This is a genomic window from Pilimelia terevasa, assembly GCF_014647915.1.
In the GTDB taxonomy this organism is placed as follows: Bacteria; Actinomycetota; Actinomycetes; order Mycobacteriales; family Micromonosporaceae; genus Pilimelia; species Pilimelia terevasa.
Genome location: NZ_BMQC01000007.1, coordinates 187,753 through 202,346, shown reverse-complemented (window position 1 = coordinate 202,346; position 14,594 = coordinate 187,753). Strand labels below are relative to the sequence as shown.

15 protein-coding genes are annotated in these 14,594 nt (G+C 75.9%); 1 reads left to right on the top strand and 14 read right to left on the bottom strand.

The window, feature by feature from the left end; translation table 11 throughout:
- Positions 1–21: 21 nt before the first annotated feature.
- The 11 genes from IEY75_RS12155 to trpS all read right to left on the bottom strand — a co-directional run bounded on the left by IEY75_RS12155 (position 22) and on the right by trpS (position 10,009).
- Positions 22–1,293: an ABC transporter permease gene (locus tag IEY75_RS12155; RefSeq protein ID WP_229789590.1), complete on the bottom strand. Its 1,272-nt coding sequence runs from the start codon at positions 1,291–1,293 to the stop codon at positions 22–24.
- Positions 1,290–2,585, bottom strand: a complete 1,296-nt coding sequence (locus IEY75_RS12150) for an ABC transporter permease (protein WP_189114386.1) — start codon at positions 2,583–2,585, stop codon at positions 1,290–1,292. Before IEY75_RS12150 ends, IEY75_RS12155 begins: the two co-directional genes overlap by 4 nt.
- A complete protein-coding gene (locus IEY75_RS12145; RefSeq protein WP_189114385.1) occupies positions 2,582–4,138 on the bottom strand; it encodes an ABC transporter ATP-binding protein in 1,557 nt (518 codons plus the stop codon). Before IEY75_RS12145 ends, IEY75_RS12150 begins: the two co-directional genes overlap by 4 nt.
- 9 nt (positions 4,139–4,147) lie before the next feature.
- Complete coding sequence (locus IEY75_RS12140) at positions 4,148–5,221, bottom strand: BMP family lipoprotein (RefSeq protein WP_189114384.1); 1,074 nt, start codon at positions 5,219–5,221, stop codon at positions 4,148–4,150.
- 125 nt (positions 5,222–5,346) lie between these two features.
- Positions 5,347–5,691: a hypothetical protein gene (locus IEY75_RS12135; protein WP_189114465.1), complete on the bottom strand. Its 345-nt coding sequence runs from the start codon at positions 5,689–5,691 to the stop codon at positions 5,347–5,349.
- A gap of 26 nt (positions 5,692–5,717) precedes the next feature.
- Positions 5,718–5,966: an SCO4848 family membrane protein gene (locus IEY75_RS12130; protein ID WP_189114383.1), complete on the bottom strand. Its 249-nt coding sequence runs from the start codon at positions 5,964–5,966 to the stop codon at positions 5,718–5,720.
- Positions 5,967–5,995: 29 nt separating this feature from the next.
- Positions 5,996–6,436, bottom strand: coding sequence for a hypothetical protein (locus tag IEY75_RS12125; RefSeq protein WP_189114382.1), 441 nt, complete (start codon positions 6,434–6,436; stop codon positions 5,996–5,998).
- A 65-nt stretch (positions 6,437–6,501) separates the two neighbouring features.
- Positions 6,502–7,410 (bottom strand): AEC family transporter, encoded by a 909-nt coding sequence (locus tag IEY75_RS12120; RefSeq protein WP_189114381.1) that lies wholly within the window; start codon positions 7,408–7,410, stop codon positions 6,502–6,504.
- Between the two features lie 4 nt (positions 7,411–7,414).
- Complete coding sequence (locus IEY75_RS12115; protein ID WP_189114380.1) at positions 7,415–8,254, bottom strand: YihY/virulence factor BrkB family protein; 840 nt, start codon at positions 8,252–8,254, stop codon at positions 7,415–7,417.
- Positions 8,251–8,769, bottom strand: coding sequence for a 2'-5' RNA ligase family protein (locus IEY75_RS12110; protein ID WP_229789589.1), 519 nt, complete (start codon positions 8,767–8,769; stop codon positions 8,251–8,253). The genes IEY75_RS12115 and IEY75_RS12110 overlap by 4 nt, the downstream gene beginning before the upstream one ends.
- Positions 8,770–8,983: 214 nt before the next feature.
- Entirely contained in the window at positions 8,984–10,009 is a 1,026-nt protein-coding gene (gene trpS, locus IEY75_RS12105; protein WP_189114379.1) for a tryptophan--tRNA ligase, read from the bottom strand.
- 97 nt (positions 10,010–10,106) lie between these two features.
- Between trpS and galE the strand changes: the two genes are divergently transcribed.
- Positions 10,107–11,072 (top strand): UDP-glucose 4-epimerase GalE, encoded by a 966-nt coding sequence (galE, locus tag IEY75_RS12100; RefSeq protein WP_189114378.1) that lies wholly within the window; start codon positions 10,107–10,109, stop codon positions 11,070–11,072.
- 10 nt (positions 11,073–11,082) lie between these two features.
- Here galE and IEY75_RS12095 read toward each other — a convergent pair whose 3' ends face one another.
- From IEY75_RS12095 to IEY75_RS12085, 3 genes are all read right to left on the bottom strand, one after another.
- Complete coding sequence (locus tag IEY75_RS12095; protein WP_308425703.1) at positions 11,083–12,942, bottom strand: sugar transferase; 1,860 nt, start codon at positions 12,940–12,942, stop codon at positions 11,083–11,085.
- Between the two features lie 140 nt (positions 12,943–13,082).
- Positions 13,083–13,673 (bottom strand): aminoacyl-tRNA hydrolase, encoded by a 591-nt coding sequence (gene pth / locus IEY75_RS12090; protein ID WP_189114377.1) that lies wholly within the window; start codon positions 13,671–13,673, stop codon positions 13,083–13,085.
- A 97-nt stretch (positions 13,674–13,770) separates the two neighbouring features.
- Positions 13,771–14,367: a 50S ribosomal protein L25/general stress protein Ctc gene (locus IEY75_RS12085; protein ID WP_189114376.1), complete on the bottom strand. Its 597-nt coding sequence runs from the start codon at positions 14,365–14,367 to the stop codon at positions 13,771–13,773.
- Positions 14,368–14,594: the final 227 nt, after the last annotated feature.

Sequence of the window (14,594 nt, the reverse complement as noted above, 5' to 3'; positions counted from 1 at the left end):
CGCGGCGGCGGGGCGCCGCCGTCAGCGGCCGAGGTACGGCTTGCCGTCCGCGGCCGGCGCCCGGACCCGGCCCACCAGGCCGGCCACCGCGAGGATCGTGGCCAGGTACGGCAGCATCTGGAGGAACTCGGTCGGGATCGCCGACTCGACCGTGCCCAGGTAGGTCTGCACCTGGTCGGCGAAGCCGAAGAACAGCGCGGCCAGCAGCGCGCCGGTCGGCGTCCACCGGCCGAAGATCAGCGCGGCCAGGGCGATGAAGCCCTTGCCGCCGATCATGTCCTTGCTGAAGGAGAAGCTGACCAGCGTGTACGACGCGCCGCCGACGCCGGCCACGGCACCGGCCAGCAGGACGTTGAGGTACCGCAGCCGCCGCACCCGGACCCCGAGGGTGTCCGCCGCCCCCGGGTGCTCGCCGACCGCTCGGGTGCGCAGCCCCCACCGGGTCCGCCCCAGCGCGTACGCCGTCGCGGGCACCGCAATGGCGGCCAGGTACAGGAACAGCGTCCCCCGCCCCAGCGCCGGCCCCAGCACCGGCAGGTCGGCGAGCGGGCCGAGGGACCACTCGGCGAACTTGGGCGGCTCGTTGTACCGGGCCTGGTCGGGCTGCATCAGCGCCTCGTACAGGAAACCCGTCAGGCCGATGGCCAGCAGGTTCACGACGATGCCGAGGACCACCTGGTCGACCAGGTACCGGATGGCGAACACCGCCAGCAGCGCCGAGAGCAGGACCCCGCCGAGCGCGGCCGCGACCAGGCCCGCCCAGGGGCTGCCGGTGACGGTACCGACGAGGGCGCCGGCGAACGCCCCGGCCAGCAACTGCCCCTCGATCGCCACGTTCACGATCCCGGAGCGCTCGCACAGGACGCCGGCCAGCGCCCCGTACACCAGCGGCAGGGCCAGCAGGAACGTACCCCGCAGCGTGCTGCCCAGCGGCAGGAAGTTCTGCCCCGGCGGCGCCTGCGCGACCTGCCAGCACAGGAACGACAGCAGCACGGCCACCACCCCGACGCCGAGCGCCGCCGCCCGGCGCGGGGGCCGCGGTCCGCACAGGAGCGCGCCCGCCGCGACGGCGAGCAGGCCGAAGCCGACCGCCCCGGCGCGCCCGGGCAGCGTGATCCCGGCGCCGCCCGCCCCCTCGCCGAAGGTGAACCGGGCCGCCGCCGGGCCGGCCGCCGCGCCGAAGGCCGCCGCCGCGACCAGCCCGGCCGCCGCCAGCCCGGCGCCGATCCGCCGCGTCCGGCGCCGGCCCGCCGCCGGGCCGGCGCCCGCCGGCCCGGCGGCCACGCCGGTCACCAGCCCCTCGCCAGGGTCGCGGCCGGACCGCCCGCCGCGGCGCGGCGCAGCCCGAACAGCGCCCGGACCAGCGCCGGGGCCGCGATGAACAGCACGATCAGCGCCTGCAGGACCGTGACCAGCTCCAGCGACACCCCCGACACCGACTGCATGGCGTTGCCGCCCGCGCGCAGCGCGCCGAACAGCAGTGCCGCGGCCACCACGCCCCAGGGGCGCACCCGCCCGAGCAGGGCGACCAGGATGCCGTCGAATCCGATCTGGGCCACCACCGCCGGGGTCAGCGCGCTGGCGGTCGCGCCGAGGACCATCTGCCCCCCGCCGAGCCCGGCCAGCCCACCGGCCAGCGCCATCACCAGGACGTACGTGCCGCCCACGCCGATCCCCGCGGTCCGGGCGGCATCCGGGTTGGCGCCCACGACCCGCAGCGCGAAGCCGGCGGTCGAGCGGCGCAGCAGCCAGGCGACCCCGGCGGTCGCCGCGAGCGCCACCAGCAGGCCGACGTCCCAGCGCAGTTCCGGCCCGGACAGCCGGGGGAGCTGGGCGCCGCCGGCCACCGGGCGGGAGACGAGGTCGGTGCGGGCCGGGTCCTGCACGCCCGGCTGGTGGATGACCCAGGTCAGCAGCGCGAACGCGACGTAGTTGAGCATGATCGTGGTGATCACCTCGTGGGCGCCGGTACGGGCCTTGAGCTGGCCGGCCACCCACCCCCACGCCGCGCCGCCGAGGGCGCCGGCCGCCACCGCGGCGACCAGGTGCAGGCCGGCGGGCAGCGGCAGCAGGATGCCGGCGAGGCCGGCGCCCAGGACGCCGAGGGTGGCCTGGCCTTGGGCGCCGATGTTGAACAGGCCGCCCCGGAACGCCAGGGCGACGGCGAGTCCGGTGAGGATCAGCGGGGTGGCGTAGGCCAGCGTCTCCGAGATCGGGTACAGCACCTGCTGCCAGGTCGCGGCGCCGTCCCACCAGCGCCCGAGGACGGCCGGGTCGAGCAGGGCGCCCCGGGCCAGGCTGCCGTACGCGCCGCCCAGCACCGCGCCGGTGCGGCCCAGGGCGTCGCCGGGCCGGTCGAGCAGGTAACCGTACGCCGCCCGGGCCGCCGGATCCGCCAGGACGGCGAGGACGCCGCCGACCGCCAGCGCCAGCAGCAGGGCGAGCGCGGTGACGGTGACCGGGTTCGCCGACCAGGCGTGCCGCAGGAACCGCCGCCCGAAGCCCTCCGCGGGCGCCGGGTCCGGGGCGCCCGAGGTCCCGGTCGGAGTCCCGGCGGGCGGTGCGTCGTCCCGGTTGGCGGTCACGGCCCCTCCCCCGGTCCGCCGGCCGGGCCGGCGCCGGACGCGCCGCCACGGTCGGACGGGTCGGCGCCGGCCATCAGCAGGCCGATCCGCGCCCGCGGGGTGTCCGGTGGCACGACGGCCTGGATGCGGCCGCCGTACATGACCGCGACCCGGTCGCTCAGGCCGAGCACCTCGTCCAGCTCGCTGGAGACCAGCAGCACCGCGGTACCGGCGTCGCGGGCGGCGACGATCCGCCGGTGCAGCAGGGCGATCGCGCCCACGTCCACGCCCCGGGTCGGCTGGGCGGCGACGAGCAGCGCCAGCGGCCGGGACAGCTCCCGCGCCATGACCACCTTCTGCTGGTTGCCCCCCGACAGCGTGCCGGCCGGCGCCTGCGGCCCCGCCGCCCGGATGTCGTACTCGGCGAGCCGGGCGGCGGCCGCCGCCGCGATCTCCCGCGGCCGCAGGAGCGGCCCGCGCGCGTACGGCGGCCGGTGGTAGGCGTCGAGCACCAGGTTCTCCGCCACCGGGAACTCCTGCACCAGCCCGTCCACGCTGCGGTCCTCCGGTACGTAGCCGACGCCCGCGTCGAGGATCCGCCGGGTGGGCCAGCCGGTCGCGTCCGCGCCCGCGAGCGCCACCCGCCCCGCGGCGGGGGCGCGCAGGCCCAGGACGGCCTCGACCAGCTCGCGCTGCCCGTTGCCCTGGACCCCGGCGACGCCGAGCACCTCGCCGGCCCGCACGCTCAGGTCGACGCCGTCGACCGCCCGGTGCCCGCGGTCGTCGACCACCACCAGGCCGGACACCTCCAGCACCGGCGCACCGGCGGCGGCCGGCGCCCGTTCCACGGCCAGCGACACCGCCCGGCCGACCATCAGCTCCGCCAGGGCGTCGGCGGGCGTGTCCGGCGCCACGGTGCCGACCGTGCGGCCGCGCCGGATCACCGTCAGCCGGTCGGCCACCGCGCGGACCTCCCGCAGCTTGTGGGTGATGAACACGACCGACGTACCGTCGGCGCACAGCGCCCGCAGCACCGCCAGCAGCGCGTCGGTCTCCTGCGGGGTGAGCACCGCGGTCGGCTCGTCCAGTACCAGCAGCGACACGTCCCGGGCCAGCGCCTTGACGATCTCGACCCGCTGCTGGACCCCGACCGGCAGGTCCTCGACGACGGCGTCCGGGTCGACGTCCAGCCCGTACCGGCGGGACACCTCCGCGACCCGGCGGCGCGCCCGCTCCCGGTCCAGCCGCCCGCCGCGGCGGGTCGGCTCCGCGCCGAGCATGACGTTCTCGGCGACGGTGAAGACCGGTACCAGCATGAAGTGCTGGTGCACCATGCTGATCCCGGCGTCGATGGCGTCGCGCGGGGACCGGATCCGCCGCGGCACCCCGTCGATGCGGATCTCGCCCGCGTCGGGGGTCACGAGTCCGTACAGGACGTGCATCAGCGTGGACTTGCCGGCGCCGTTCTCCCCGAGCAGGGCGTGGACCTCGCCGGGCTCGACGGTGAGGTCGACGCCGTCGTTGGCGACGACGTCACCGAAGCGGGTGGTGATCCCCCGCAGCTCCAGCCGCATGTCGGCGCCTCACCGGGGCTGGGCGGCCGAGGTGACCTTCACGGTGCCGGCGACGATCTGCCCGCGCAGCGCCTCGACCTCGTCCCTGACCGCGGCCGGCACCCGGTCCTCGAACTGGTGGTACGGCGCCAGCGACACCCCGTTGTTGGCCAGCGTGCCGAGGTAGCCGGGGGCGCCGGTCAGCGACTCGCCGCGGCTGCCCCGCAGGACCGCGTCGCGGACCGCGTCCGGGATGTTCTTGACCACGGTGGTGAGGAACGACCGGCAGTACTGGGCCGCGCTCTCGCAGCCGTCCACGTCGACCCAGATGACCGCGTACCGGTCCTGCGCGGCGGCCGCCGTGCCCAGGCCGGCCCGGCCGGCCACCGGCATCACCACGTCAGCGCCGCCGGCCACCAGCGCGTCGCTCACCTTCTTGCCGACGTCCTGCTTGACGAAGTCGTTGGTGAACGAACCGGTCTGGCTCGCCTTGTTCCAGCCGAGCACCTGGACGTTCCTGCCCTTGACCTTGTTGTAGTGGGCCACCCCGTCGGCCAGGCCGTCCATGAAGATCGTCACCGGCGGGATCTTCATGCCGCCGTACGTGCCGACCTTGCCGGTCCGGGTGTAGGCCGCGGCCAGGTACCCGGCCAGGAACGCCGCCTGCGCGGTGTCGAACTGCATCGCGTACACGTTCGGCGCGTCCAGCCGGGCGTCCACGATGCCGAACTGGCGGTCGGGGTGCGCCCGGGCGACCTTGGTCGTGGCGTCGGCCATCAGCCCGCCGACGGCCAGGACGAACCGGCAGTCCTGGTTGACGTAGCCGGTCAGGTTCGGCTCGTACGCCGACTCCGCGGTGGACGCCACGTACTTCTTCTCGATCGACGTCCGCTCCTTGGCGGCGTTCTCGATGCCCCGCCAGGCGGAGGTGTTGAAGGAGCGGTCGTCGATGCCGCCCAGGTCGGTGACCATGCACGCCGTGTACCGCGCACCCGCCGGCCCGGCGGCCTGCTCCTCGGGCGCGCGGCCGCAGGCGGAGGTGGCCGCGGCGAGGCCGGCGACGGCAAGGGTGGCGAGCAGTCGGGTGGCTGTGGGTCGAGGCATCGCGCACTCCTTCGCTCGGCGGCACGTCACCCCCCGTCCCGTGCCGGCCGCCCGAGCGTAACCCGCACGGGGGTGTTTTGCGGCGCCGAGGGCAATCGTGATCGTTCCGTGCCCCGGTGTCCGGGTCAGCGCCAGAAGGTGGCCACCGCGGCGTTCAGCAAGGTCAGGCCGAGGATGGCCAGGAAGTGGCCGCGCGCCACCACGTCCCGCTTGCGGGAGAAGAAGACCATGATGAAGATCAGTACCGCGATCACCGCCTTGACGGCGAGCTTGGCCGGGGCGGGCTCGTCGCCCTCGTCGCGCAGCGGCGCCGCCAGGGCCAGCCCCGTGACGACCTGCACGATCGCCCCCCAGAGCATCGCGCGGTTGATCCGCAGCGGCGGGGCGGTGAGCTGGGCGACCGCGCCGCCGAGCAGCAGGGCGAACCCCACCAGGTGGGCGTAGCGCAGGACGTGCAGGAGGAGGTCCACGGCGACTCCGTTCGTCGGCGCGCCGCTCAGGTCGGCGCGCGGGATGCCCGCCACGCGCGGATCCCCAGCACGCCGACGGCGGTACCGACGGCGAGCGAGGCGGCGATGAGCGCGGCGTGCACCCAGAGGAAGGACGTGGGTGCCCCCAGGCCGGCGCCGCCGCCGGTCCACGCGCGGGCGTCGCGCCAGATCGCCACGGCGAACCGGGGCCAGATCAGCCAGGTCCAGGCGCCGACGGCGGTCAGGAACACCGCCCAGCCTCGGGTGAGCACCACGATCGCGAGTATGCCAGCCGGCCTGCGGCTCAGCCGCCGGGGAGGCGCCCGAAGATCCGCGCGAACGCCGCCCGTACCTCGCCCGGGTCCGGCGCCGGGATGTCGCCGGTGGCGCCGCCGTCCGGGGCCTCGGCCGGCGCGTCGGCGGACTCCCCCGCGGCCGTCGGCGCGAAGTCGCCGTCGAGCGGGTCCCCGGCGTAACCGTCGGCGGCCGCCCACTCCTGCGACGCGGCGACCTCCGCGCGGATCTCGGCCACGGACACCTTCGGCCACATCGGCTCGACGACGGCGAGCACGTCGTCATCCGCGGCGACGGCACCGGCCAGCCCGAGGGCGTGCCGCCGCTCGTACGGCCCGCACACCACCGGCTCCCACGCGCCCTCGTCGCCCAGCGGCCCGAACGTGATCAGCCAGGGCAGCCCGTCCTCGGCGGAGCCCGCCGCCACCTGGACCGTCACCAGCGCACCCATCCCACCGGCTGCCCCGTTCCCGGCCGCCCATGCGCGCGCAGGTACACCCGTTCGGGGGCGGCCCTTCAGACCAGGAGCGCGGCGAGCCAGACGGTCAGCATCGCCGCGGCCGTGGTCACCGCCACCGCCCGGCCGGCCAGGTGGACCGCGGTCGCGTGCTCGGCCGCGAAGACGTAGGTGACCTGCGCCGTCGGCAGCGCCGCGAACACCACCGCCGCGCGCACGTCCGGCGGCGGCAGGTGCAGCGCGTACCGGGCCAGCGCGTACGTCAGCACCGGGTGCGCCACGAGCTTGAGCGCCGCGACCGCCGCCAGCTCCCGCCGGTCCGCGGCGCCCGGCGGCGCGGGCGCCACCAGCGACAGGCCGAGCGCCACCAGCGCGGCCGGCACGGCGGCCGCCCCGAGCGTGTCCAGGAACGTCCCCGCGAGCGCCGGCAGCTCCCACCCCGCGTACCCCAGCACCGCCCCCGCCGCGCACGCGATGATGATCGGGTTGCGCAGCGGCAGCGTCGCCAGCCGCCGCCAGCGGACCCGCCCGTCGCCCGCGGCGTGGTCCAGCACGGCGAGGATCACCGGCGTCAGCACCAGCACCTGCACGGCGACGACGGCCACCACCAGGGTCGTCCCGCCGAGCACGTGCAGGGCGACGGGGATGCCCAGGTTCGCCGAGTTCACGTAGCCCGCGGCCATCCCGGCGACGGTCCGCCCGCCGGTCCCCCGCCCGGCCAGCCGGCCGCTGGCCCAGTAGCCGGCGAGCCCGACCGCGACGGCAGCCGCCGTACACGCCAGCGCGGCGCCGAACGTCCCCGCGTCCACCCCGGAGGCCGCCACCCGGGGCAGCAGCGCGGCGGGCATCGCCAGGTGGAACACGAACCGGTTCAGCGCCCGCTCGGCCGGCGCGTCCAGCAGGCTGGCGCGCCGGGCCAGGACGCCGACGGCGACGAGCAGCCAGATCAGGGCGAAGGCGTCGACCACCGGCTCAGCGGTCCGCGGCCTTCGGCCGGCGGCCCCCGGCCGTCGCGGCCCAGGCCGCGCCGAACAGCAGGATCTGGTTGAACAGGTACAGGTACAGCAGCAGCCCGACCGCGCCCGTCACCACGCTGTAGGCGGGGTTGTGCCGGACGTAGGCGATCACGAGCTGCCCGGCCGTGTTCAGCAGCGTGATGCCCACCGCCACCAGGGCGACCGCCGGCAGCAGCCGGCGCCGGCTCAGCCGCACCCGGGCGACGCCGCCGAGCAGCGCCGCCGCCAGCAGCACGTTCAGCGCCGCCGCCGACAGCCAGCCCAGCGCCGTCAGGGACACCGACGGCCCGCCGAGCCAGCGCACGAGGCTCTCCAGCGCGTAGAAGACGGTCATCGACACGCCCACGAGCACGATCAGCCCGGCCAGCAGGCCCAGGTCCACCAGCCAGCGCAGGACCAGGTTGCCCGGCTGCTGCGGCACCCCGTGCACCTGCCGCTGCGAGGACCGGATCGTCTCGATCCAGCCGACCCCGGTCACCACGAGGCCGACCGCGCCGACGATGCCGGTGTGCCCGCGGCCGGCCTCGATCGCCTGCGGCTCCAGCCACGGCAGGTTCTGGCCGAGGAAGTCGTCCACCACCCGGAAGACGTCCGCGTCGTACGCCAGCAGGTAGCCCAGCAGCGAGTACGCCAGCAGGGCCAGGGCGAAGCAGGCGAAGAAGCCGTAGTAGGCGATCGCCGCGGCGAGCCGGCCGGCGAGTACGTCGTCGTACCGGACCGCGGCCCGCCACAGATGGTCGCACCAGCTCCAGCGGCGCCGCACGCGGACCAGCGCGCGCAGCAGGCGCAGGCTCACCCGGCCAGCCCGTAGTCGCGCCGGGGGCGCCAGGCCCCGCCGGCATCCTGTACGTACAGGGCGAACCCGGTCACCGGGAACGCGGCCGCGAAGGCGGCGAGTGCCGCCGCGGCGGCGTCCAGCGCGGCCGGCGGCACCTGGTGGGCGACGGTGACGTGCGGGTGGTAGGGGTAGGCCGACTCCGGCTCCAGCGCGGCGAAGGCCGCGACCGCCCCCGCGAGCGCCCGCGCATGGCGGTCGCCGTCGGCCACGCGGACGTAGACCACGTCGGTGACCGGCCGGAACGTGCCGGTACCGGCCAGCCGGAGGGTGAACGGCGCCGTCCGCGCGGCGACGCCGGCCAGGTGCGCGTCCAGCGCGTCGAGCGCCTCCGCGGGCAGGCGCGCGGGCGGCAGGAGGGTCAGGTGCGGCGGTACCTCGGCCGCCAGCGCGTCGCCCGCCGCCACCCGGTGCCGGTGCAGGACGTCCCGCCAGGGCGGGGGGACGTCGACGAGGACGCCGACCCGGACCGCCACGCGACTCAGCCGCGCGCCGGCACGGGACGACCGGGCCGGGCCGGCGGCCTGGCCCCGGCACGCACGGCGGGTGTCGCGTGCAGGTCGACCGCTTCCATCCCGCTATTCAACCAGGCACCGCCTCGCGCGGCACAGGCTCCGGTCGGTCGACGTCCGGGCCGGCGCCGCGGTCCCCCGCGCCGACCGCCGCGCCTGGGGGCGGCCCCGGCGCGGTTCAGCCGCGGGTGGAGGGCAGGAAGCCCATCCGGTCGTAGGCGTCGGCGAGGGTCGGCGCGGCCACCGCGCGGGCCTTCGCCGCCCCCGCGGCGAGCACGGCGTCGAGCGCGGCGGGGTCGTCGAGGTACCCGCGGAAGCGCTCCTGGACCGGCCGCGCGACCTCGGCGAACACCTCGCCGAGGTCCTTCTTCAGGTCGCCGTAGCCGCGGCCCTCGTACGCCGCGACCAGCTCGGCCACCGGCCGCCCGGACAGCGCCGAGTAGATCGTCAACAGGTTGCTGACGCCGGGCTTGCCCGCCGGGTCGAAGGCGATCTCCCGACCGGTGTCGGTGACGGCGGAGCGGAACTTCTTCGCCGCCTTCGCCACGTCCTCCAGGAGGTCCACCACGCCGGCCGGCGACGACGTGGACTTCGACATCTTCGAGGTCGGGTCCTGGAGGTCGAGGATGCGGGCGGTGTCCCCGACGATGTGCGGGGCGGGGACCGTGAACGCCGGGCCGTACTCCCGGTTGAACCGCTGCGCGAGGTCCCGCGTCAGCTCCAGGTGCTGGCGCTGGTCCTCGCCGACCGGGACGGCGTCGGCGCGGTACAGCAGGATGTCGGCCGCCTGCAGGACCGGGTACGTGAACAGGCCGACGCTGGCCCGGTCGGCGCCGTGCCGGGCGGACTTGTCCTTGAACTGGGTCATCCGGCTTGCCTCGCCGAACCCGGTGAGGCAGTTCAGCACCCAGGCGAGCTGGGTGTGCTCGGGCACGTGCGACTGGACGAACAGCGTGCAGCGCGCGGGGTTCAGCCCGACGGCCAGGAGCTGGGCCGCGGCGCGGCGCGTGCGGTCGCGCAGCACCGTCGGGTCGGTGGCGACGGTGATCGCGTGCAGGTCGACGACGCAGTAGAACGCGTCGTGGTCGTCCTGCATCGACACCCAGTGCCGCACCGCGCCCAGGTAGTTGCCCAGGTGGAACGAGTCCGCCGTCGGCTGGATGCCCGACAGCAGGCGATTGCGCGGCGCCGCAGCAGATTCCATGAGCCCATTCAACCAGGCCGGCCCGCCCGGCTCACGCCCGTCACCGCCGGGGCGCGCGGGCCGCTAGGGTGGGCCTGCCGAGCGAGGGGAGATCGTCGTGAAGTTGCTGGTCACCGGCGGCGCGGGGTACGTCGGGAGCGTCGTGACCCGGCTGCTGCTCGACGCCGGCCACGAGGTCGTCGTCCTGGACGACCTGCGCACCGGGCACGCCGACGCCGTGCCGCGCGGCGCGACCCTGGTGACCGCGGGCCTGGCCGACGCGGCGCGGGTCCTCACCCCGGGCAGCGGGTTCGACGCGGTCCTGCACTTCGCCGGCCTGATCGCCGCCGGTGAGTCGATGGTCCGGCCGGAGATCTACTGGGACGTCAACGTGGTCGGCTCGCTGGCGCTGCTGCACGCCGCCCGCGCCGCCGGGGTGCCCCGGATGGTGTACTCCTCGACCGCCGCCGTCTACGGCAACCCCGCGCGGATCCCGGTGCCCGAGACCGCCCCGACCGCCCCCACGAACACCTACGGCGCCACCAAGCTGGCCTTCGACCACGCGCTGACCTCCGAGGTGCACGCCTACGGCCTGGCGGCGGTGTCGCTGCGGTACTTCAACGTGTGCGGCGCGCTGGTCCGCGACGACGCGATGATCGGCGAGCGGCACGACCCGGAGACCCACCTGATCCCGATCGCGCTGGAGGTGGCCGCCGGGCGCCGGCCGCACCTGGAGGTCTTCGGCGACGACTACGACACCCCGGACGGCACCTGCGTGCGCGACTACATCCACGTCGCGGACCTCGCCGCCGCGCACCTGCTGGCGCTGGACGCGGCGACGCCGAAGGAGCACCGCGTCTACAACCTGGGCAACGGCAACGGCTTCAGCAACCTCCAGGTGGTCGACGCCGTCCGCGCGGTCACCGGGCACCCGGTGCCGGTGCGCGTCTCGCCGCGCCGGGGCGGCGACCCGGCGGCGCTGGTCGCCTCGTCGGTGCTGGCCCGCCGCGAGCTGGGTTGGACGCCGGCCCGGCCGGCGCTGCACGACATGATCGGCGACGCCTGGGCGTACCTGCGGCGCTGAGCCCGCCGGGTCAGTAGGCGCCGGACGAGCGCATGACGGCGGTGGCCGTGCGCAGCAGGATCACCAGGTCCAGGGTGAGGGACCAGTTCTCCACGTACCGCAGGTCGAGGCGCACGGCCTCCTCCCACGGCAGGTCCGAGCGCCCCGACACCTGCCACAGCCCGGTCATGCCCGGCTTGACCGCCAGCCGGCGGCGCATGTCGTCCGGGTAGACCGCCACCTCCTCCGGCAGCGGCGGGCGTGGCCCGACCAGGGACATGTCGCCGCGCAGGACGTTGAGGAGCTGCGGCAGCTCGTCCAGGGACAGCCGGCGCAGCCACCGCCCGACCGGGGTCACCCGGGGGTCCTCGCGCATCTTGAACAGGACGCCGTCGTACTCGTTCAGGTGCCGGACCTCGGCCAGCCGCGCCTCGGCGTCGGTGTACATGCTGCGGAACTTGAAGATGCGGAAGGTCCGGCCGGTGCGGCCGACGCGGACCTGCCGGAACAGCGCCGGCCCGGGCGAGTGGCACCGGATGGCCAGCGCGACGCCGAGCAGCAGCGGCGCGGACACCGCCAGCAGCACCGCGGCGCCGACCCGGTCGACGATCTCCTTGACGACCCGGGCGCCGCCGTCGAGGCGGGGGTGGTCGACGTGCAGCATCGGCAGGCCGTCGACCGGGCGGATCGTGGTCCGGCCGCCCGCCACGTCGATCAGGGCGCTGGCGACGATCAGCTCGACGTCGTCGCGTTCGAGCTGCCAGGCCAGCCGGCGCAGCGCCTGGCCGTCCAGCTCGGGGCAGGACAGGACGATGACGGTGTCGGCCCCGGCGCTCTCGACGGCCTCGGCGACGTCGTCGAACGTGCCGTACACCGGCAGCCCGACCTGCCCGTCGTGCCGCGCGGGCAGGCAGGTGCCGACCACCTTCAGCCCGTGGAACCGCTCCCGGCGCAGTTGCCGGGTCAGGTGGATGACGGCCAGTTCGTGGCCGACCACCACGACGCGGCGCAGGCACCGGCCCCGCGCCCGGTACCGGTGCAGCCCCTTGCGGAAGCCGAACCGGGACAGCACCACCGCCAGCGTCGCCGCCGGCAGCGCCACCAGCACGTAGCTGCGCGCGAGCTGGATCTCGAACGCGTAGGAGACGATCGCGGCGGCCGCCGTCAGGCCCAGGCCGCCGCGGATGACGCGGTGGTACTCGTCGTTGCCGACGTAGAGGAAGCGGCGCTCGTAGGCGTGCGCCATCGCCATGACGGTGACCAGGGCGGCGGGCAGCAGCAGCGAGACGAGCACGTACGGCCGGTTGTACGCGGTCACGTCGCCGCCGAACCGCAGCCCGAAGGCCAGCAGCCCGGCGAGCAGGCCGACGGCGGCGTCGCCGCCGACCAGTGCGGCCACGTACCGGCGCTGCCAGCGGGTCCGGCGGTCGTGCGGGGGCGGCCCGGCGCGGCGCGGCAGGGCGGGGTCGAGCGGCCCGGGCGGCCGGGACGCGGCGGCCGGGCGCCGGACGGGCGGCTCCAGCACCGACGCGGCGTCCGGGGCGGTGGGGAGGTCGGCCGGGGTGGCCCGCAGCCCGGCGGCGCGACCGTCCACAGTGTCGGAGAGTGCGTTGGCGGTGCCGGCGCCGGTCGGCCCGACGGTGGCGGGGCGGGTGTCCACGGTGCCGATGTCGGCGGCGTCGAGCAGCGCCCGGGCGCGGTCCGTCGCCTGGCGCAGCAGCGACGGCACGGCGTCCGGCGGCGCGGGTGGGTGGGCGAACGGGCCGGGCAGGCCGGCGCCGCCGGGCGGGTGGGTGCCGCGGATCGCGGCCAGCAGGAAGGTGTCCTCGTCGGGGGCGGCGCCGATGTCGGCCGCGGGTACGGCATCGTCGTCAATGGTCCGACCGCTCACTGCTGCCTCCCCCGCGCGCCATCCCCTGCGCGCTGCGTCACCGGCGCTTCACGCGACTAACGCGGTCCGCCAGGCGCGTGCCGCGGCGCTCCGGGGTACGGCCGACTCCTGCGCGGATCGGGGCGCGGGGGGCGTACCGGCTAGAGGCCGTGGAACACGTTCTGCGTGGGCTCCAACCCCTTGGTCACCAGCGACTCCACCACATCGGCCGCACGATCGATAAGTAGTTCCAGCTCTTTACGCTCGACCGGGGAAAAGTTCGACAGAACATAGTCCGCCGGGTCCTGCCGGCCCGGCGGCCGGCCGATGCCGCACCGTACCCGCAGGTATTCCCGCGTGGCAAGACTCTTGGACATCGACCGCAGTCCATTGTGTCCACCCTCGCCGCCGCCGCCCTTGACCCGCACCTGCCCGTACGGCACGTCCAGTTCGTCGTGGACGGCGATGACCCGGTCGGGGGTCACGCCGTAGAAGCGGGCGAGCGCGGCGGCCGGCCCGCCGGAGAGGTTCATGTACGTCAACGGCTTGACCAGGACGAGCCGGGGGGCGTCCGCGCCGACCCCGAGCCGGCCCTCGGCCGCGTCGGCGACCGCGCGCCGGTGCCGGCCCGTGCGGACCCGCAGCCGGGCGGCGAGCGCGTCGACCACGAGGAAGCCGACGTTGTGCCGGTGGCCGGCGTACTCGGGGCCGGGGTTGCCCAGGCCCACGACCAGCCACGCTGCGTCGGTCATCTGCTACCTCCCGTGGGTGCCGCGGAGGGCAGACCCCCGCGGGAAGCCTGCCCTCTGCGTACGCGTGCGTGGCCCGGCGCGCCGGGCGACGGGTCGGTCAGACCTCGGCGCCGGCCTCGGCCTCGGCGGACTCGCCCGACTCGGTGGCCATCGTCTGGGCCGCGGTGACCATCGCGAGGACCAGGTCGGGGTCCGCGGCCAGCTCCACGCCGGACGGAAGGGTGAGCTGGCCGGCGGTCACCCGGGTGCCGGCCTCGGCACCGGCGATGGAGACGTCCAGGTGCTCCGGCACGTGCAGCGCCTCGGCGACGACGGAGACGCTGGCGTTCTCGACGACGACCAGGGTGCCGCTCTTGGAGACGCCGGTGAGCTGGACCGGGACGTCCAGGGTGACCCGCTCGCCGCGCTTGACGATGACGAGGTCGACGTGCTCGTAGGTGTCCTTGACCGGGTCGCGCTGGATGGCCTTGGGCAGGGCCAGCGTGGCGTCGCCGTCGACGTCGATGTGGAGGACCTGGGTCATGCCGCCCTGGCGGATGGCGGCCGCGAACTCCCGCGCCGGCAGCGCGATGTGCTTCGGCTGCGCGCCGTGGCCGTACAGCACGGCGGGCACCTTGCCGGCCCGGCGCGTGCGGCGGGCACCGCCCTTGCCGAACTCGGTGCGAAGCTCGGCGCTGATCTTTACCTCGGACACGGGAGAACTCCTGATGCTGATTCGGGCTGCGTTGAGGTCGGTGGCGGTGCCGGGCAAGGGCGCGCAGGGCAGACAGCCCGGAGCACCGCGTCGATCACGGTGCTCCTCGCGGGGCTGGCGCCCGCCGCCGACACCGCCCGCGCAGTGGCGGATCCGTCGGGGTGGGCGTTAGCGCGGCCCGCGAGGGGCACCCTCGCCGTGGCAACCGACCCAGCGTACCCGACCCC

Coding starts and splice junctions, on each gene's coding strand:
- IEY75_RS12125 (WP_189114382.1), bottom strand. CDS start 6,436: ATGGGTGCGCTGGTGACGGTCCAGGTGGCGGCGGGCTCCGCCGAGGAC.
- pth (WP_189114377.1), bottom strand. CDS start 13,673: ATGACCGACGCAGCGTGGCTGGTCGTGGGCCTGGGCAACCCCGGCCCC.
- IEY75_RS12145 (WP_189114385.1), bottom strand. CDS start 4,138: ATGCGGCTGGAGCTGCGGGGGATCACCACCCGCTTCGGTGACGTCGTC.
- trpS (WP_189114379.1), bottom strand. CDS start 10,009: ATGGAATCTGCTGCGGCGCCGCGCAATCGCCTGCTGTCGGGCATCCAG.
- IEY75_RS12140 (WP_189114384.1), bottom strand. CDS start 5,221: ATGCCTCGACCCACAGCCACCCGACTGCTCGCCACCCTTGCCGTCGCC.